This is a genomic window from Nitrospira sp. Ecomares 2.1 (assembly GCF_965152585.1).
In genome coordinates this window covers 3,246,335-3,264,542 of sequence record NZ_OZ224219.1, presented here as the reverse complement: position 1 = coordinate 3,264,542, position 18,208 = coordinate 3,246,335, and the positions used below count along the sequence as shown (strand labels likewise).

The 18,208-nt window shown below is 45.0% G+C and carries 17 protein-coding genes; 11 read left to right on the top strand and 6 right to left on the bottom strand.

The window, feature by feature from the left end:
• The first annotated feature begins 273 nt into the window (after positions 1 to 273).
• Positions 274 to 684 (top strand): hypothetical protein, encoded by a 411-nt coding sequence (locus tag ACWHYD_RS14385; protein ID WP_447962720.1) that lies wholly within the window; start codon positions 274 to 276, stop codon positions 682 to 684.
• Positions 685 to 776: 92 nt separating this feature from the next.
• On the opposite strand, the gene ACWHYD_RS14380 is transcribed toward ACWHYD_RS14385, so the two are convergent.
• Positions 777 to 2,945, bottom strand: a complete 2,169-nt coding sequence (locus ACWHYD_RS14380; protein WP_447962719.1) for an amylo-alpha-1,6-glucosidase — start codon at positions 2,943 to 2,945, stop codon at positions 777 to 779.
• Positions 2,946 to 3,554: 609 nt separating this feature from the next.
• On the opposite strand from ACWHYD_RS14380, the gene ACWHYD_RS14375 reads away from it, so the two are divergent.
• From ACWHYD_RS14375 to ACWHYD_RS14345, 7 genes are all read left to right on the top strand, one after another.
• Positions 3,555 to 4,937, top strand: a complete 1,383-nt coding sequence (locus ACWHYD_RS14375; protein WP_447962718.1) for a sigma-54-dependent transcriptional regulator — start codon at positions 3,555 to 3,557, stop codon at positions 4,935 to 4,937.
• Positions 4,918 to 6,732, top strand: coding sequence for a sensor histidine kinase (locus tag ACWHYD_RS14370; protein ID WP_447962717.1), 1,815 nt, complete (start codon positions 4,918 to 4,920; stop codon positions 6,730 to 6,732). The genes ACWHYD_RS14375 and ACWHYD_RS14370 overlap by 20 nt, the downstream gene beginning before the upstream one ends.
• Positions 6,733 to 6,964: 232 nt before the next feature.
• Positions 6,965 to 7,321 (top strand): hypothetical protein, encoded by a 357-nt coding sequence (locus ACWHYD_RS14365; RefSeq protein WP_447962716.1) that lies wholly within the window; start codon positions 6,965 to 6,967, stop codon positions 7,319 to 7,321.
• Between the two features lie 116 nt (positions 7,322 to 7,437).
• Positions 7,438 to 7,809 carry a response regulator gene (locus tag ACWHYD_RS14360; protein WP_447962715.1) on the top strand — a complete coding sequence of 124 codons (372 nt, stop codon included), beginning with the start codon at positions 7,438 to 7,440 and terminating at the stop codon, positions 7,807 to 7,809.
• 371 nt (positions 7,810 to 8,180) lie between these two features.
• The gene (locus ACWHYD_RS14355; protein WP_447962714.1) at positions 8,181 to 8,504 is read left to right on the top strand and encodes a hypothetical protein; all 324 of its coding nucleotides are present in this window, start codon (positions 8,181 to 8,183) and stop codon (positions 8,502 to 8,504) included.
• Positions 8,505 to 8,596: 92 nt separating this feature from the next.
• Entirely contained in the window at positions 8,597 to 9,223 is a 627-nt protein-coding gene (locus ACWHYD_RS14350) for a hypothetical protein (RefSeq protein WP_447962713.1), read from the top strand.
• A 268-nt stretch (positions 9,224 to 9,491) separates the two neighbouring features.
• Complete coding sequence (locus ACWHYD_RS14345) at positions 9,492 to 9,938, top strand: response regulator (RefSeq protein ID WP_447962712.1); 447 nt, start codon at positions 9,492 to 9,494, stop codon at positions 9,936 to 9,938.
• 352 nt (positions 9,939 to 10,290) lie between these two features.
• On the opposite strand, the gene ACWHYD_RS14340 is transcribed toward ACWHYD_RS14345, so the two are convergent.
• The 4 genes from ACWHYD_RS14340 to ACWHYD_RS14325 form a co-directional block, all read right to left on the bottom strand.
• A complete protein-coding gene (locus ACWHYD_RS14340; RefSeq protein ID WP_447962711.1) occupies positions 10,291 to 11,580 on the bottom strand; it encodes an MFS transporter in 1,290 nt (429 codons plus the stop codon).
• Positions 11,581 to 11,600: 20 nt separating this feature from the next.
• Entirely contained in the window at positions 11,601 to 12,284 is a 684-nt protein-coding gene (locus ACWHYD_RS14335; protein WP_447962710.1) for a BON domain-containing protein, read from the bottom strand.
• Positions 12,285 to 12,514: 230 nt separating this feature from the next.
• Positions 12,515 to 14,038, bottom strand: a complete 1,524-nt coding sequence (locus ACWHYD_RS14330; protein WP_447962709.1) for an MFS transporter — start codon at positions 14,036 to 14,038, stop codon at positions 12,515 to 12,517.
• A 52-nt stretch (positions 14,039 to 14,090) separates the two neighbouring features.
• Positions 14,091 to 15,170 carry a glycosyltransferase family 4 protein gene (locus ACWHYD_RS14325; RefSeq protein WP_447962708.1) on the bottom strand — a complete coding sequence of 360 codons (1,080 nt, stop codon included), beginning with the start codon at positions 15,168 to 15,170 and terminating at the stop codon, positions 14,091 to 14,093.
• 869 nt (positions 15,171 to 16,039) lie between these two features.
• Between ACWHYD_RS14325 and ACWHYD_RS14320 the strand changes: the two genes are divergently transcribed.
• From ACWHYD_RS14320 to ACWHYD_RS14310, 3 genes are all read left to right on the top strand, one after another.
• On the top strand, positions 16,040 to 16,471 hold the full coding sequence (locus ACWHYD_RS14320; protein WP_447962707.1) for a CBS domain-containing protein: 432 nt from the start codon (positions 16,040 to 16,042) through the stop codon (positions 16,469 to 16,471).
• A gap of 92 nt (positions 16,472 to 16,563) precedes the next feature.
• The gene (locus ACWHYD_RS14315; protein WP_447962706.1) at positions 16,564 to 16,947 is read left to right on the top strand and encodes a DUF4168 domain-containing protein; all 384 of its coding nucleotides are present in this window, start codon (positions 16,564 to 16,566) and stop codon (positions 16,945 to 16,947) included.
• A 92-nt stretch (positions 16,948 to 17,039) separates the two neighbouring features.
• Entirely contained in the window at positions 17,040 to 17,651 is a 612-nt protein-coding gene (locus ACWHYD_RS14310) for a hypothetical protein (protein WP_447962705.1), read from the top strand.
• 294 nt (positions 17,652 to 17,945) lie between these two features.
• Here ACWHYD_RS14310 and ACWHYD_RS14305 read toward each other — a convergent pair whose 3' ends face one another.
• Complete coding sequence (locus ACWHYD_RS14305) at positions 17,946 to 18,176, bottom strand: hypothetical protein (RefSeq protein WP_447962704.1); 231 nt, start codon at positions 18,174 to 18,176, stop codon at positions 17,946 to 17,948.
• Positions 18,177 to 18,208: the final 32 nt, after the last annotated feature.

Here is an 18,208-nt window from a genome sequence, read left to right as displayed (position 1 = left end):
TATCGAGTGCTTGGGGCGCCGAAATGTTGATTCCGACCCATTAGACATCTCTGACCATCTTAAGTCGTTAAAATCCAATGTGAAACAGGATAAGTGCAGGGTAATATGAGCCATACTATTTTTTAGAAGTTTTTCAGTGTGTGGAAAGGAGGTTGAGCGTTCGAGAGACTGAAAGGAAAAGGTTAAATGGGAGCTATATTCACCAAAGAAATGGCGTCGGCAGGCGTCAATTTATTTTTTTATTGAACTTATAATTTAATACGGAGGTGTCATATGAAATTTACAAACATGCTTACCGGGGCATTGGCTCTGACCTTCATCGCGGGAGTGGCCTACGGTCAAGAAAACGTGGTTGCCGCAGCGAGTGATATGGAAATGCAAGTTGTTGATAAAAATTGTTGGGTGGAGTTATTTGAGGATACAGATTTTGATGTTGACGATCCCCATGTACGTGTAGCAGGACCTTTTCAGTCAGCCACGTTAGAGGATGTGGCTGGTCAGAATTGGAATAATGAAATCGAGAGTCTGATTGTAGGACCTAATGCCATGGTTTACGCCTATAAGGATCCGGATTTTTCTGGAACCGAAGCCGTGTTTGTCGCAAATCAACGAAACAGTGATTTAGCAGGATTAGACATGTCTGACGATATCGAATCATTAAAAGTCAAATGTGGCAAAGAATAAGTGGTGTTGTAAATTGTTGCGATCCCCCTCCCCGCAGGAGGGGTTCCTTCATAAACTCAATTGTTGTTATGGAATGACTAAACAGTATCCCGTTATCGGACTGACACAATGTTGAGTTGGTCATCTTTTCGGGTGACATTAATCATGACATCTGATTGAGTTCGTGTGAATTCCAGATCCGCCGAAAGGTTCCCAAAACCGAGGTTTTTTATTTGAATAGACGGTAAAAACTCGGGAAGAGAGGGATGCGTGAATCGGATTTCACGTTCGGCACCATGGAAAGAAATTCCCAGACAGGATTGTAACAGTAAAAACACCGCACCTGCTGCCCATGCCTGAGGGGCACAGGCGACCGGATAAAGAATCGGACCCTCTCCAGGTTTTCTGGGAAATCCGCAAATCAGCTCAGGGAGGCGATGGAGGTCAACATGAATGCTCAAATCAAAGAGTCCACCTATGAGTCGTTCCACGCTTTGTGTTAATCCATAACGACTCATCCCCATGGCAATGAGGGCGTTGTCATGGGGCCAGATGGATCCATTATGGTAGGCCATGGGGTTGTATCGTATTTCATTTGTCGGAATTGTCCGGATTCCCCAGCCAGAAAAAAAATCCTCCTCAAGTAATCCCTTCGCGATGCGTTCGGCCCGATCCTGTGTGGCAACTTCAGTGAAGAGCGTATGCCCGGCGTTGGTGGATCGAATTGTACAGGGCTGTTTTTTTCCGTCAAGCGCGACGATGTACGTATCTAATTTCTCCGACCAAAATTGACGATTGAATTGATGCCGGAGTGTCTGGGCTTCACGCAAAAGAGATTGTGCTCGCTCGGGGTATTCAAGAAGTCTCGCTAAATGAGAGGCCGCCCGTTTTGCCGCATACACATATCCTTGAACCTCACAGAGAGCGATCGGTCCTTCGGCGATGGTGCCGTCCGCGTGGAACACCGAATCATAGGAATCCTTCCAGCCCTGTTGAGCGAGGCCGGTGGGGGTTTGCCGGAAATATTCCACGAATCCATCTTTGTCTTTATCCCCGTAAAGATCGATCCACATCAGGGCACGTTCCAGATGAGGCCAGAGCGAAACGATAAAGTCCTTGTCTCCCGTTCGATCGTAATAGGCACCAGCCAGGAGGACAAATAATGGGGTCGAATCAACACTCCCGTAATATCGCCCGAACGGAATTTCTTTGAGGGTGGCCATTTCACCCTTACGGGTTTCATGTAAAATTTTCCCAGGTTCCGCATCTTGATCAGGAATAATCTCCGTCGCTTGTGTGGAAGCCAAATAACTCAAGACCCCGCGTGCAAGACTTGGATTAATCCATAAACATTCCAAGGCGGTAATAATTCCGTCCCTCCCGAACGCCGTGCTGTACCATGGCACGCCCGCATAAGGATAAGGCCCTTCAGGAAGGTCGGTCGTCATCATGCAGATGTCATCAAGGGATCGATTGAGCCAGTCGTTGAATTGTTCATTTCCGGTATAAATTGTGCAAAACTGGGACTTAGTTGTTTGTAGGTTATGAGCCGCATGGGATTGGGCCGTGGAAAAAATTTTAGGTTCTAATGCCTTGCCATTTATTGAACAGGCAATTGAGAGGTGACAGATTTTTTCCTCTTGGGGTTTTAACGATAAATTAAACGTCATTGAACTTGTCGTGATTTGTTGGGGAGCCAGATCGGTGGTCAGATGGGTCGTCCGTTGTACATGGTCTAACCCCTGATATTGCCAAGAAACAGTGTGGTCGTTCAGGAGGGAAATATTGATGATCCCTCGTTGAGATCGTTGTTCCCCTCGTACTTCGAAGAGGTCAGCGAAGTCTGCCTGATAGTAGAGGGAAAATCCGAAGTGTAAGGCATCTAATGAATAGTTGGTGAACCGGAGTTCCTCTAAGCACCGGGACTGATAGAGAAACTTCGTCCGCGAAATATGAAGAGTGCCTCTAGGAAGGAATGGAAACCCAGTTCTATCCAGGTCAGGATTGGTCAGGTCGACTGCGAGTAAGGCATTGTCTCCCTTAATCGCGGAACTGAGCAGAAAGGGGTGGGTTTCCTCCAAGTGGAATTCCAATCCTGAAAGAAAACGGGTTCCTTCATGATAAAGGCCTTGCTCACCTAGACCCACGTGTTGAATGTCACCGTATGGATTAAAAATGCCAAATGTCTCTCCATCCTTTAAGACATGTGTTCGGGAATCGGCAAGCGCAGAAGTCGCTAGAATATAATGCTCATCTCCTATCCGGACAATTTTTTTATCCATTTTGTAACCTTTGATTAGCGAAAAGTGATTATATTACTCATTTTATTAGTCCGGAGGGACATTTTCAAAACCAGAGGAAATAACATCTGAAAATCTCCTGCAAATCTTCGGATGCGTGATTCACCGGAATTTTATATCGAGTGAGATAGGAATTCCTTCAGGAAGCCTTTGTTTATCTTCGAGAAGGGATTAGGAACGCTTGCGATCTCTTTTTTTCTTCCGTAGCTGGGGCAGGAATTCAAGGATTTCATGGCTGATCTTCCCCAAAAAACCGCATCGATTCATAAAGTTTCTATGTACTATTTTGAGGGCAGAATCCTGGGAGGAAATCGAACAAGCCGAATCCATGATGCCTTACCTGGTTTCCGGACTCCTACGGGATGCGGTAATGATCTGGAATTTTTCTCCATCCAAAGTCAATTTAACCCCATTTTTTCTTTCCAAGGGAATCTTTACAAGTGGGATAGGGGCCCCGCTCATTTGTGGTGAAGATTCTCCTGCTAAAGGATATAATTTTAAAATCAATTAAATTGCCTTCTTTAGGAGGTCATGCCTTTTGGGTTGGAGTATGATCAAGAATTACAAGTAACTGATTCCACTGCGAGATGAATGATGGCGAAAAAACTATTTGTTGTTGATGATGAAAAGGCTTCTCGTGAAGGGTTGGCTATCCTTTTGGCCAAATGGGGCTATGAAGTGGAACAGGCTGGGGATGGAAAGGAAGCTCTGACTAAAATCCCTCACTTTCATCCTGATGTAGTCATTACGGATTTGGTGATGCCTGGATTCAATGGACTCGAACTCATTCAGTTTCTTCAGAAGGAATTAATATTCAGTCCGGTCATCGTCCTGACTGGCCATGGGAGTATTGAGACGGCCGTTTCGGCTATCAAACAGGGTGCCTACGATTATCTAACTAAGCCGCTGGATGTGCCCAGGCTTCGCATCATGGTGGAAAAAGCCTTGGAAAAGGGAGAGACCCAGAGAGAAATGGTTCTGCTGAGGAAAAGGCTCAAAGGTTTGTGGGGACTTGGAAAATTGGTGGGCAAGAGTAAACCCATGCAGGAAATCTATAGTCTCATTGAGCTGGCGGCTCCGACGCCGGCGAGGGTCCTCATTCTCGGTGAAAGTGGCACAGGAAAAGAATTGGTTGCCCAGAGTCTCCATGATTTGTCTGAAAGAAACAAGGGACCGTTTATACCGGTGAATTGTTCAGCCATCCCGGAAACCCTTTTGGAGAGTGAAATATTTGGGCATGAAAAAGGTGCATTTACGGGAGCCTTGGATAGAAAGCCCGGGTGTTTCGAGTTGGCACATGGAGGTACCCTCTTTCTGGATGAAGTGGCCGAAATGAGTCCAAGCATTCAAGCCAAGTTTCTGAGAATTCTTCAAGATTCCTCAGTCAAACGGATTGGCGGTACCGTTCCAATCCAGGTCGACGTTCGTGTCGTGGCGGCCACGAATAAGGATCCATTGAAGGCCATACAGGATGGATCATTGCGCGAAGATCTGTACTATCGTTTGAATGTGTGTATCATCCACCTCCCGCCCCTACGAGACAGAACGGACGATATTCCTTTATTGGTGAAGGCCTTAATTGAAGAATTTAATGGCAATTATACGAGAACCGTCCAGTCAATTAATGATGAAGCGTTAGAGCGTTTGATGAAGCATACCTGGCCAGGAAATGTCCGTGAATTGCGAAATGCCGTTGAACGGGCCGTAATGACCTGTACCGCTGATGTGATAACGATCGCGCATCTTCCTGAATTTGCCAAAGCAGCGGACAGTGAAAATCCGGAGGCGAATGGAGAGATGGTGCGACTGCCTATGGGAGCGACGATCGAAGATGCTGAACGCCAACTCATTGTTCAGACTCTTAAGCATAATCAAAATAATAAGACACGAACCGCGGAGATTCTTGGGGTCAGTCTGAAAACGCTTCACAATAAGCTTCACCGGTACGGGTTACATGATGCGATTGAACGTTAAGGGAAAGGAAGCATTAGGGGTTACAGTCCTTACACTGGTGGTGGTGGTTGGCAGCACGTTTCTTAATCTTTCTCAGTTAAGTCGTGTCATCGTTCAGGAAACCTCGGAGCAGGTTTCTCTCATAAAACGACAAATTTTTGAGTATAGTAAGCGCGTGGTACTGAATGCTCAGTCACCCGATACCCATCCTGTTGTCTTACTGGCCACCAATCAGGAACTCAAGAAATTTCTTGAAGCCAGCGTGGGATACTCCCCGCATCTCCTCTATGCCCTCATTGTTGATCCTCAAGGAAAAACCCTTTTGCATTCCGAAGGCGTTAAAACTGAGCGCCCGCATCCGATCAGGCCCAGACTCGAAGACCTTCTTTCCATGGGACCCATTGACCGTTTTACTGTGCTGTATCAAGAGGGATCCATTTTTGACAGCACGCTACCAATGACCTGGGAGAACGTTCCAATCGGCGAAGTCATTGTGGGGATCCATACCAGTCTGCTCCGTGAAAGAATGACGTCTTCCCTGAAAACCAGTGTTGTATTTGCCCTGGTGGCCTTGCCGATTGCGTGGTTGTTAACAATGGGCCTGGCGACGTTGACCTTGCGTCCTATCCATGCCTTGGCTGATCAAATGGAGCAACTTCGCCAGGGACGTTTTGATGTGTTAACGGATCTAAGTCGGACGGATGAATTTCGGGAACTGGCGTCGCAACTCCAGTTGTTGGGGCAACAATTGAAATCTGATCGTCTCAAAACCCTAAGTGAAGAGACGCATCTTCAAGGAGTCATTGAACATTTGGAGGATGGAATCATCCTTATTGATGCAGAAGGCCAAATCCTCTTTCTGAACCAGGCGATGGAAACGATGGTGGATATGCCGATTTCTCCTCCCCCTGGTCGCCTGGACGTGCTGGGAGAATCTTTTTCTCCCCTCATTCAATTGGTGGAACAGGCATTGACGGAGAAAAAGAATTTCAAAGCCGTGTCCTGTTTCTTACCCAGAAGGGGGGAACGTAAGTCATTTTATATCTCCATCGTGTGTTTGGGGCTATTTTCACAGCTTCACGGAGCCATGATTATATGCAGAGATATAGAATCCATGAAAACTCTCCAATCGTTGGTTCGATATGCAGCCCAGCTCACGACTTTGGGACAACTGACCTCAGGGCTTGCCCACGAGGTCAAAAATCCTCTGAACTCAATGGTTATTCATCTTGAAATTTTAAAAGAGGAAACCAAAGGCCTCAATGGAGACTTCCAGAAAAGTTTGGAGGTCCTGGAAGGGGAAGTACATCGTTTGGATCGTGTCGTACTTGGTTTTTTGAAATTCATGCGTCCCCAAGAGCTGGAGCTTTCCTCCGTGAATGTCAATCAGTTGCTCAAGAGGGAGTTGAGTCTATTAGAAAGGGAATGGGGAAATAAGGGCATTCGCTTTGTCCTGGATTGTGAGTCAGATCTGCCAGTCATTTCAGCAGATCCCGATCTCCTAAGTCAGGTTTTTCTTAATATTATCCTTAATGCCTGTCAAGCCATGGAAGAACAAGGCGGGGACATTCTAATTGCCACTTCAACCCATCAAGATAATGAAATACGGATTTCCATCAGCGATCAGGGTCCTGGTATTCCTCCTGAAATACAAGAAAAAATTTTCCAATTATATTACACTACCAAACATCATGGAAGCGGTCTGGGTCTTTCGTTAGTCTATCGGTTTATTCAATTGCATGAAGGGATAATTGATGTTCAAACGGAAATGGGAAAAGGCACTACCTTTATTGTCCGACTGCCAAGAAAGGTTTGAGGTGACGTTTTTGTGGCCATGTCTTCAACGGAGGATCTTCAAGGGTGGAGGTCAATTTCTGATATGCGGAATGACTGTGTTTCTTAGTGGATGCTCATTAGACAGTGTTGTCTCACGAACGGACCTTTGGTATCCCCGTCAGATCACACCAGGGATAGAGGCCCTTCGTCCGTCATTCCTTCATCTTTTCTCCAATTCATCTCCCATCAGGCCAGTTTCTGTAGATGACCGCATGTCTTCCGAGCCTATCCCCGGGAAAAATGAAATCCCATCCGATAAACCGCAACAACACGTCCCGGATTCCCAAGAACAAAAACCGGCAATTCTTGTCCCCGAGATTCCTAATAAGGATAATCGTCAGGAAATTGTGACCTACAAGTCAAAAATAGATGAGACGCAAAATTTGTTGCGTACCATTAATGAAAGCCAACTGTCCAAGGAACAGCACGATACCTACATTTCTATTAATAGTTTTCTGGAAAAAGCCCAAGAGGCTTTTTCACAAAATGATCTGTCCATGGCATTGAATCTATCCGAGAAAGCCCATACTTTGACTAAAGAAATTGTCAATAATTCCACAAAACCGTAGCAAGAAATGGGTTTGAAGAATTATCGGGAGAGAAGTCCAATGTTGGAAGAGGAATATTGGCAATTAACAGGAAATTCCTTTCTTGCTGGTGAGGATGCCTCCCAAATTGGTGTCGAATGACAAAAAAAAACGTGTTAATCGTAGAGGATGATCTGAATAGCCGTGAGGGCCTCCAGTCTATGCTCAGAATGTATGGATATCATGCGGATACTTCCCAAGACGGCTTGCAGGCTATTAAGAAAATCAAAGAGAATTTCTTTGAAGTGGCCGTCATCGATATCAACCTTCCTCCCGTCATGGACGTGGAAATTAATGGCTGGGATTTGATCCGGATTTTCAGATCATTTAACCCAAGCATAGACATCATTGTCGTCAGTGGAGAAAAAGGGATTAAGGCTCGCGCTCAACAATTCAATTTGGCTGGATGCTTGGAAAAACCCATTCGCCCTGCCCATCTTAAATCTCTGATGGAAACTCTCGGGGGCTGAATAGTCAGTTCCAGGCTCTTGACACTCTTCCTTCCGGTTGTCCCCCTTCCTCCTTTTGGTTAGTTCAATATTTCTTTTCTTCTAAAACCGTATCTGCGGCATCAGAGGTTTTTTCTCATTGCTTTGTAAAAATTTCAACTTTTTGTAATTTTTACCGGTTCGAGGACTTTTTACATGGTCCTCCCTGATGCGGCCGATATCCCCACCCCAAAATGCGTGATTTGTCAAGGATTTTTCTTGCATAAGTCCACAGGACTGTTCTGGCCTGAAAGTTGCGGCATAGCTTTTTTAAATTGGACCCTCTTTCCTGAAAAATCCTGGCTGGGTTGGGAGGGAATTCAAAATATCCTCTATAACCGAAGGAGGATCTCATGAAAATCTTTTCGTATTTCATCCCAGTGTTTTTCATTTCTATTTGGGGCAGTCCGATTTCACAGGCATCCGAAATGCGGGGGAAGAGCAATGACTTGACCGAACAAGTACACCAGAAGGAGCTATTGACCATGGTAAGCGGGACTGTCCAAGACGTACAGGGTGATTGGTGTGTTGTGGAAGATTTTGAAGGGACTGAATGGAAGATTCAAGTGGATAAGTATACCGACACTATTGGTCGTGTTCTGCCAGGTGTAACGATTATCGCCATGGTAGAGGGAGATGGTCATGCCAAGAAAGTGAAAGTGCTCATGAACGAATAAGGGTTCTCTGGAATTGGGGAAAGATCCCAGAGAAGTTTTCTCCGATTCTCAGGCGAATGAAGGGTTGAGTGGGTGAAGAAGAGGAGAAGACCATGAAGAGACAAAATTTTAATCATTTTCACATTGCGATAGGTGTTTCCTTGATTGTCATGGTCGGAGTGTTGGGTTTGAATCCTTCAACGGATATGGCGATGTTTTCCGAGGATAATCCAAGGAGAGATGTGATCCAAGGACAAGGAGAGATCGGGCAAATCATCATTGAAGGAGAGGTTATAAGGGTCCAGGGGGAATTTGTGGGAAAAGATTTTTCTCAAATGAAGGATCGGCAATACAAAGTGGAAACCCCGTTAGGGAACGTATGGGACCTCCACCTTGAAGAAAAAACCCAGAAAATTGGAGAGATCTTTTTAGGGGATCGTGTGAAGGCAATTATTGAAAGGAATGGAACGATTCAAACCGTTCAGAAAATTGAGCAGAATAATGCGTATTCAAATAATTCTGTTTTGCCGCGTCAGATTAGCGGAAGAGTCGAACGAATGGATGAAAACTTTCTTATTGTAAATCAGGGTGAGAATACTGAAATTTTACATCTTGATGATCGGAGCACTCTTGAAGGGAACATTTATGAAGGGAGCACCATTATCGCTCAATTAGGAAACGCCGGATATGCTATTAAGATCCAAGAATTTCAGGATGAACCAGGGACAACCCTTCACTGATGCGTCAAAATGTTGCCTCAAATATTTATTAGTAAAAGTTCAAAGCGGTGTCTGGGTATCTGATAGGAATAAACCCCCTTTGGTGCAAAAATTCGGAGGACATGCGTCGAGATTCCGGAACCGAAATCCATGTAAATGGCGATATTTAAAGAATATTATTTAAATGGAATGGTTCTATGAGATTCAAAAAGAAAATTTTGTATTCCTGAATGGAGTTCTTTTATGGAAGAGGTATTTAGGGGAATTGAAATAATGAAGGAGGCTCACGATGACCACACAATTACTTGGGAACATATTCAATCGGTATGATTTTGTGACGATAAGGGAACCATTCCCCCAGAAAGGATCAACAGGGAAAACTGTCATGATTGTTGATGATGAAGAAGACTTTCGATTGCTTTTACGTGACAGGTTGGTGCGATTGGGACTGACATGTGTAGAAGCAGGCAATGGGGAAGAGGCCAAAGTACAACTCAAAAAAAATCATGTTGATATGGTGGTGACTGATTTTCGCATGCCTAAAATGGATGGACTAGAGTTAATCGAATGGCTCCAGCAAAATCACAGAGATTTACCCATAATTTTTGTGTCAGGAGATATCAGTGTGCCCATTCGACAAAAAGCTGAACAGGCAGGGGTTTATGCCATTCTGGAAAAACCCTGCTCTCTCTCTGATTTATCGTTAAAAGTTGTAGAAGTGTTTAATGAATTATGAAAATTTTATGGTTAGACATACATTTGATTTACTGGGGATCAGAGTAATTTCAACGCCAAGCATGCGGTTTTTCAGAATTAATTATATCCCATGAAGGATCATTTCTTGGGGGAAAAGATAGGATTGAATATGATGAATTTTCCGAATGTTTTGGTAAGGATCACAAGCTCCTTAATTTGTTTTTGCTCTTCTTCTCTTCGATAAAAAACATTTATAATTCTATCCTCTTCAGTTCATCGTGGAAACTCACCTCTCCTATTAAGTGAAGGCGTTTCCCGGTTGTCGTTGGGACATGGAAGGAGCGCTCTTTGGGATACAGGAATGAACAGGAGGAAGGGATTTTACTCAACTACTAATCTAAATTGGAGTGGGATCGGACTCTATGTGAAAGTTTGAATGCGACCTGGGACGTGATGAGTAGGACCGCCCCCATACCCAGAAGCGTCCAGATTTCCCCGAACTGTTCCATAATCCACCCAAACATCGTCATTCCTCCGATGGCCGCGAGCATGGCCAAGGTTCCATATAAGGCCAAAACCCGTCCTATAAGTTGTGGAGGAGAGATTTCCTGGATAATTCCCCACTCAATTGGGGTCAAAACGCCGCTTCCCATGCCAATAACAACAACGATTGCGAGGCTTAGAGGCAACCCAGCGGCTCCTGTGAGAGCCCATAAAGCGAAAGCGGCCATAAGACTGGTTGTGGCTAATAGACGAATGCGTCGCCACTGTGCTCCAAGATTGACCTTGGCAAGGAATAGGGATGCCAAAAATAGACCCACTCCCACCCCTGACGTGACATAACCGACTTCCACTGGCCCAAATTTCAACATGTTCCTGCCAAAGACCGGCAATAAAGTATGAAAGGCGCTCATCACAAAACTGTACAGTCCCGCCGTAAGCATAAGGGGAACAATAACGGGCTGCTGGAAAAAGGTAAATTGGATGCCCTCTTGTAAATCTTTCACATAATTGATGAGAGAGTTTCGGAAGGTTTTAGCCCGGTGAGTCACCTCGGGAATTGAAACAAATACCAAAAGCAGGGCCGACCCAATATAGGTTAAGACGTTGATGCAGAGCACCTCCTGTGAACTTAAAAGGGCGATCCCTAACCCGCTCAACAACGGGCCGAATATTACTCCCAGACTCATTGTGCTTTGCAGGAGGGCATTTGCGGCTGTTAAGGCGGATTTCTCCACGATAAACGGAATGGAGGCGAATAAGGCCGGAGCGAATAAGGAGGTGGCTACGGCATTGCAAAATACCAACACATATAGGAATTCAACCGTGAATGCTTCATGTGAGACCAGGCAGGGAATGACTCCAATAACGAGTGCTCGTATAAGATCCGTCCCGATGAGAATGATTTTTTTGGGGAAACGGTCAATGAAGACTCCGATGAATGGGCCCAACACAATAGGAGGGAGTGTTTGAAGGATTCCAATGATCGTTGTTTGGAGCGCGGAACCCGTGACCGCATAGACAAACCATAATAGTGCCAGTTTGGTCACTCCATCTCCGATTTGAGAGATAAGCTGACTCCACCAAATAATTCCAAAATTTCTTTGCAACAAGAGCGGAGGATTGGTTGCAATAGACACCGAATGAAGAAGGGTGGGAGAAGATAGAGAAAGTTTGGCCATAACTTTCTACATGAGTTCCTTCACTCATTCCCTGCCTCAAGACGAATGTTTTGGGTAAGAACAGCAATAACGCCGGGAATTTCCCGGGCGGCTTGTGCGGCCTCCAAGGCAATCACCTGAAATCGGGTTTGGCCCTTTAGAGACACCATCCCTCGAATTGTGATTATTTCGAAGTTGGCGTCCCGCAAGGTTTGGCTTTTGGCAAAACGCTGTTTAACTAGTTCCGTCAGTCTAGTGTCCATGCCGGCCTGCAAGGTTGCGCTCAAGGAGGGACGAACTTCGATGAGATTAACGATCTCTTTTTCCTTTATCAGGTGTGAAGCCAGGAGCGTAGCCAAAGTCTTTTCTTCTTCAAGAGTTACCGCACCTGTCAATTTGACTGTCTTTTCTTGGATCTGGCAATCGATATCGAAAGGAAAGAGACGGGGATCTCCCATAAACGCCAGTTTTAATTCCAAATTCCGGGATTCTATGATGTTGGCTGATGTTTTTCGCTGATCTTCGCCAGAAAGTTCTTTTTTCGGGGATGGGTTAGTTTGATGATTCTGGACACGAAGAATATGAGTTCCGCCTGGCACTGAAATGGGCACATCATAGCCATGAGTCGCATTTATGGCCCATATATGCCCCCATATAATACAACTAATTGTAAAAGTCGATTTCATTAAGATTTTATTGATAATTTGCATGTTGAAATTTGTCATGATTCATCTCAATTCCATTCAAGCTGCATATTTCTTCAGAAATCATTCAGGTTGGACTCCGGTAGAAAATGGATTCATGAAATACGACAAATCTTTGACCCAGATTGTCTGGTTTTCAGCAAAGCTTTTCTGATTGAGATGTCTTGTCGAAACGATGGAACCCTCTGAGACTAATTGGACTCGAAAAGTTTCTCCTAAGTGTAAATTGTTCTAGGAATGTGAAAAGTGGTCTAAGGCGGAATCGCTTCATATCCTTCATAGATGAGCGTCTGAGGACTCATGCGAAACTTTTGCTGGTCCGGCGGTGCGCGCGAGCCAGATGCTGGGCGGACAGACGGTATTTTCCTAAATGGATATGGAGACTTAATTGAGATCCATTGAAGGTTCCTTGTCCATGGTCTATCGAGGGGAGAAGTGGAATTTCCCATTCTGACTGGATGCCAAGCCCTTTTGAAATAAGAATGGTCAGGAGATTCCATTGCCTTCCACGGGAGAGGCTTTTCCGCCTGAATGGGGGAACGATTCGAAAAAATCACGATCATGCCTGTGATCAAAAATACGAAACCAATCATCGAGATGCCGGCCATTGATCCGAAGTTATCAGCCACCCCTCCAAAGGCCACCATGCCCCCGCTGGCCATGGCCATACTCGCCGTATTGACTAAGGTAAACACTCGTCCCATTAAATGGTTGGGAGTTGTTTCCTGAATGATAGACCAGGCAATGGGAGTGAAGGCAGCCGTACTGGCCCCGATAAGGGTCACAAGGATAAAGCCCCACATGACCGATTGTGAATGAGCAAGGAATTGCAGCGCACTTCCGCCCACGACCATTGAAAAAGCCATGAGGAAGGTCCGACTCTTCTGTTCCAGCTTCTTCACGCAACCCAAACCAAAAGAGGTCGCAAGCATCCCTGCCCCCATGGCAGACCACAGCCACCCCAACCATCTCGGATCGGCTTCAATGTGATCGTTGACGAAAAGTGGAAGCACATAGATAAAGGCGCTGGCTCCCAAGGTATAAAAGACCGTTGTAATGAGAAGGGCGCGAAGCACGGGTTTTTCTCTAAACACAAATCGCATTCCGACAGCCAGGTCCTGACTGATATTCGAAGTCGCATTGGCGATCCTGGGAGCGGTCGTCAATAAATGACCTTTGATCGGCAATAGGCACAAGGCGGATAGCAGAAAGGTTGCCGCATCGACATAGAGAACATTCTGGGTGCCCAGCCATGCAATCAAGACTCCGCATATAGCCGGCCCGATCAATATGCCCATATTTGTTGTGGATTGAAGAAGAGAGTTGGCGGACATGAGTTCAGAGGGCTTGACAAGAAGAGGAAGGGATGCGGCCAATGCCGGACCAAAAGCCGTAGAGAAGATAGCTGTGAAAAACACCAAAATAAACAACACTTCCAGGGTCAGGGCATCAAAAACATACAGGACAGGAATAAGAGCAATTAAAAAAGCTCGAATGACATCAAGGATTACCATCACAGGTTTTTTAGGCAATCGATCTAAATACACACCGATGACCGGGCTCAGAACCAGCGGGGGAATTGTTTGCAATAGACCGATGATCGTCATTTTCAAGGCTGATCCCGTCAGTTGGTACACAAACCATAAAAGAGCCACTTTGGTTAACCCGTCCCCAATTTGTGAAACGGCCTGAGAGGCCAACAGCATGCGGAAGTTTCGATTTCCAAACAGATCCCATCTATTGGGTGAGGTGTCCAAATGATTAGAAGTAGCCATGATGTTCCTGGTTCTACACGAAATGGTTCCTATATGCTCAAAGCAACGGAGGTTAGAAATTCACAGCCGTTTCACGACCGTTTAATGAAGGTTGGTAGCTCTCCTCCTGGACTTTCAATAGATTTTCATAGGCTCTTAGGTAGTCTTGAACCATTCGTGTAACGGTAAACCGTTGTTCAAAGGCCAAACGGCATGGTTGACGGTCAAGAGAAGCGATGCAGGGCACGGCTTTAATCATGTGTTCGATGGAGTCACAAATGAATCCGGTATGCCCGTCATCAATTATTTCGGGAACGGAACCTCGACGATATGCTAATACCGGTGTGCCACAAGCCAATGCCTCAATAAAGACCAAACCGAAAGGTTCTGGCCAATCAAAGGGTGCGACCAAAGCAAAGGCATTGCCGATTAAGTCATTTTTTTCGGCATCCGTGACTTCACCCACGTATTCCACTAAGGGATCCGATAAGAGGGGTTTAATGACTGTATGAAAATATTCCTGGTCAACAGGATCGACTTTCGCAGCTATTTTTAAAGGCATGCCCACGCGTTTGGCAATTTCAATGGCATGATCGGGTCGTTTCTCCGGTGTTAATCGCCCGACAAAGACGAGGTAAGAACCTGATTCAGGATGAAAGCTGTACAGATTTTCGGGTAATCCATGGTAGATGGTTTGTTTCCAGTTTGCCCAGGTCAGAGGGTTACGTTGGGCATTGGAAATGGAAATAAGCGGGCAATCTAAAAATTCTGCAAAAATGGGTTTCAGTTCGGGAAGGTCCAGGCGGCCATGAAGTGTGGTGAGGACGGGAGTCCCACAACGCCGGGCTAAGGGAAAGGCTAAAAAATCCAGATGAGAATGAAAAAGGTCAAATTGATCTGCGGAGGAGAATGTCTTCTCCAACATCATGGTAAAGGGAGCCTGAGGATTGGAGACCCCATTAGTTTTTCGAAGGCCTTCCCGACACATGGATTTCAGATGAGCATTCGTCTGAGAATCACCGGAAGCGAACAGAGTGACATCATGCCCCTGACAAACAAGTTCTTCGGTTAAATAGGAAACAATCCGTTCGGTTCCTCCATATTGTTTTGGTGGAACGCTTTCAGCCAAGGGAGCCAGTTGGGCGATTCTCATGGGAAACTCCTTTCTAGGAAATGAAAAAAAATTAAAAGAACCTCCGGGGGAAACAAATCTTTGTTGTATTCGCTTATTAGCAAACTCGATGCCGACAAAACTTTTTATTGAGAGCAGAGCTAAGTGATTGAGCGAATGAAACTTTTGTTGGAATGAAATGGAAATTTCAAACAACAGTGAGTTCTAAGCAGAAATAAAAATGTAAAAACTACAAAGCCCGTGTAAGGGTTACACGAACGAGATAAAAGAAATTATTTTGTGAAAATTGCAGGAAAAATGTTTTCGCTAATGGAGGGAATTTGTTGTGTTTCGTTAAGGCGTGCTAGGAAGCGTTGGAAATGAATGATCATAGAGGGGGCATACGGTCCGCCCTACAAGCAGGGAATTCAAAACAGACAAGATGTCCATTTTTGTTAAAGAAATGAAAAATTAACGAGAAATGGATGACAATCCTTGCTCAAAATACTCATCAGACCTAAAGAGAGTTATTAAGGTTTTCTTCCCCTGTGACCCTTCAAATGGTCGCTATCTCCCATCCCTAGCCCGTTTCGCAAAAAAACATGTGAATTAATGATGATACATTCCGGTAAATGTGATGCTCCATGCATGATTTTCATTCCAGTATTCAAGTCTGTAGGTATTACTCGAATTTCTGTAAATTTTACTTCAATGTGATTCTCTTGAAAATTTTCAAATTAGATTCCGTCTCGCCAGATTTTTTTAATATTTTGAAAAGTAAGAGAAAATTCATTGTGGCTCAAGGAATATGTTTTGGGTCTACCTTTTGCTTGGAAAATAAATAGGATGGGTCAGAACGACAAAGGTGGATCAACAAAACTTTTAGAATAAATCAGAGAAGGGGGGGCGTGATGACGACTATAGCGGGAATGTCTGCAACCGGTTATTCAACAGTTGGCGATATCGTACCAAATCATATGACGATCTATCTGGCTCAATCAGAGGGAAATTCCGCCATTATGGATATTTTATCCAGTCATCTGGTGGTGGCTCCTGTGGTCGACGACGAAGGGCACTTAGCGGGATTCCTTGGAGAGTCAGAAATTCTTAATGCCTTGTATTCGGGGAAGGATATTAGTCAGGTAAAAGTTGAGGACATCATGACAGAAGATAGGACTTCCACGGTAACGGAAATGACACCCATCTCTGCCGTCGTCACATTATTTCAGGACGAAGAATTACAAATAATACCAATAACAAGAGAAGGACGAGTCATCGGCTCCCTGACCCGACATGATCTTATTCGAGCCCTAACCGGAGCCGGGTTGGGGATAGAAAATTAAGAAAGAGTGCTTGACCGAAAAGGAATGTAGGTTTGAAAGCGGTATTCAAAATTTTTACACCTATGATGAACCAATCCTACAAGGAGAAGATTATGAAATCCCAACAATCGAACCTTAAAAATTTTGGTATTGTGGCTTGTTTCGCCTTTGTCTGTTTATTGATGCCAGCGGCCGTTCTACCTGCCGCCGATGGTTCCTCTCAATCTGCACCAGAGGAAATGGTTCGAAAAAATCTTGAACCTTTTGCCGGAGCTTACAAAGAAGTGTCGGAGCTCAGTGAGATATATGCCCAGCGGATTCTTCAATCCGAGCCGGGTCAAAGTGATGCGTTGCAGGAAGAAGCAAACCAAAAAATGGCCCAGGCTGTCGCGAATCATGGGCTTTCGGTTGAAGAATACAATTTAATCTTTCAAACGATCCAAAGTGAACCTGGACTTCAGGATGAATTTATGATTGCACTACAACGAGGGCATTAAACAATCATTCACCTATCAATTCCCTAATCATGGGAAATTATAGGGGTGCAAGTAGCTGCATTCTAGGGAAAACCCGAAGAAGGGGAAAAGTCATGATAGTAAATTTTTCAAGGTTTATCATAATAAGTTTTATCTTCACGACAGGTTTCATCGGCGGGTGTTCTGAATCATCCACCGATAAGAGTACTCCCGAGCCCAGGAGCAAACATTCCGCATTCATTGCAAATGTAGACGGCGCGGTTCATGCAGACATATGGGGAGACGGAATTGTGACATATCTGCCTCCAAAGGAAGGTACGGTTTCCGGAAATCGCCCAGGGTATTATATGCTCGTGAACAATCTACCTAGAGATGACATGAAAGGGAGAGAATTCTTTATTATATTCCGGATCCCGGATGGAGCCCAGCCTGGACACTATAACCTGATGGCCCCTGATCCACTAAAGGTAGGTCAGAATTTTGATGTCCAGATAGAAGCGGTTGAAAAAGGACAATCCATTGCGTACCAAAACAATACGGAGGGCACAATGACGTTGGATAGCTTTTCACCTGACCGATTATCTCCAGAAGCCAGTCCGATTAAAGGCACCTTTCAATTTGTCACAGAGAACAATGCTGGCGAAAGGGTTTCGGTAGAAGGAACTTTCGATTTTCCCTCAGAAAAGAATGTGTTTTCTCTAACTGCGGCCTGGGTTATGGTCTGAAGAAAAGGTTGAAATAGCCATTCGGTGGGAATGAATAAGTTTTTAGTCCGCGTTTCCTCTTCACCTGCCCTGAAAAAATTGGTGTGGCAATTCACTTTCCATGAGGTTCTTTTTTTACTTGCGCACAAGAATCAATGGGACCCGAATCCTTCTAGGAGCACAGAGCGCAACTCTTTGTGGCTGACGTCCCTCTCAATTTTTACCCGCACGCATCAATACTCCTTCTCATCCCGGTCTCTTTGTCCACTGGGCTTTTATGCTGTGCTCCACCCCTTTTCTGTCGAACATTTTTATTTAATGAACGTGCCCTGAGGAAAACTGGAGTTCCGTTCTTCCTCGCTGCCCATTTTTCATTCCGCGGGCTTTGAGAATGGTGGGATCTACCGTGTCTCCGCAATTGAGACATCTCAACACCTCAAGATGGTGAAACTGACCATCGAGATTATAAATGCTATCCTGCACTAACAGTCCTGCGCACCGGTGGCATTTCATCGTCCTCTCTGCACTCATCTGATCAGTCGTCATGAACATATTTCCTCCTTTTGGATACGTTGACT

Coding starts and splice junctions, on each gene's coding strand:
- ACWHYD_RS14345 (WP_447962712.1), top strand. CDS start 9,492: ATGACCACACAATTACTTGGGAACATATTCAATCGGTATGATTTTGTG.
- ACWHYD_RS14335 (WP_447962710.1), bottom strand. CDS start 12,284: ATGACAAATTTCAACATGCAAATTATCAATAAAATCTTAATGAAATCG.
- ACWHYD_RS14325 (WP_447962708.1), bottom strand. CDS start 15,170: ATGAGAATCGCCCAACTGGCTCCCTTGGCTGAAAGCGTTCCACCAAAA.
- ACWHYD_RS14340 (WP_447962711.1), bottom strand. CDS start 11,580: ATGGCCAAACTTTCTCTATCTTCTCCCACCCTTCTTCATTCGGTGTCT.
- ACWHYD_RS14375 (WP_447962718.1), top strand. CDS start 3,555: ATGATGGCGAAAAAACTATTTGTTGTTGATGATGAAAAGGCTTCTCGT.
- ACWHYD_RS14320 (WP_447962707.1), top strand. CDS start 16,040: ATGACGACTATAGCGGGAATGTCTGCAACCGGTTATTCAACAGTTGGC.
- ACWHYD_RS14305 (WP_447962704.1), bottom strand. CDS start 18,176: ATGACGACTGATCAGATGAGTGCAGAGAGGACGATGAAATGCCACCGG.
- ACWHYD_RS14350 (WP_447962713.1), top strand. CDS start 8,597: ATGAAGAGACAAAATTTTAATCATTTTCACATTGCGATAGGTGTTTCC.
- ACWHYD_RS14355 (WP_447962714.1), top strand. CDS start 8,181: ATGAAAATCTTTTCGTATTTCATCCCAGTGTTTTTCATTTCTATTTGG.
- ACWHYD_RS14385 (WP_447962720.1), top strand. CDS start 274: ATGAAATTTACAAACATGCTTACCGGGGCATTGGCTCTGACCTTCATC.
- ACWHYD_RS14310 (WP_447962705.1), top strand. CDS start 17,040: ATGATAGTAAATTTTTCAAGGTTTATCATAATAAGTTTTATCTTCACG.
- ACWHYD_RS14315 (WP_447962706.1), top strand. CDS start 16,564: ATGAAATCCCAACAATCGAACCTTAAAAATTTTGGTATTGTGGCTTGT.
- ACWHYD_RS14360 (WP_447962715.1), top strand. CDS start 7,438: ATGACAAAAAAAAACGTGTTAATCGTAGAGGATGATCTGAATAGCCGT.
- ACWHYD_RS14330 (WP_447962709.1), bottom strand. CDS start 14,038: ATGGCTACTTCTAATCATTTGGACACCTCACCCAATAGATGGGATCTG.
- ACWHYD_RS14365 (WP_447962716.1), top strand. CDS start 6,965: ATGTCTTCCGAGCCTATCCCCGGGAAAAATGAAATCCCATCCGATAAA.
- ACWHYD_RS14380 (WP_447962719.1), bottom strand. CDS start 2,945: ATGGATAAAAAAATTGTCCGGATAGGAGATGAGCATTATATTCTAGCG.
- ACWHYD_RS14370 (WP_447962717.1), top strand. CDS start 4,918: ATGATGCGATTGAACGTTAAGGGAAAGGAAGCATTAGGGGTTACAGTC.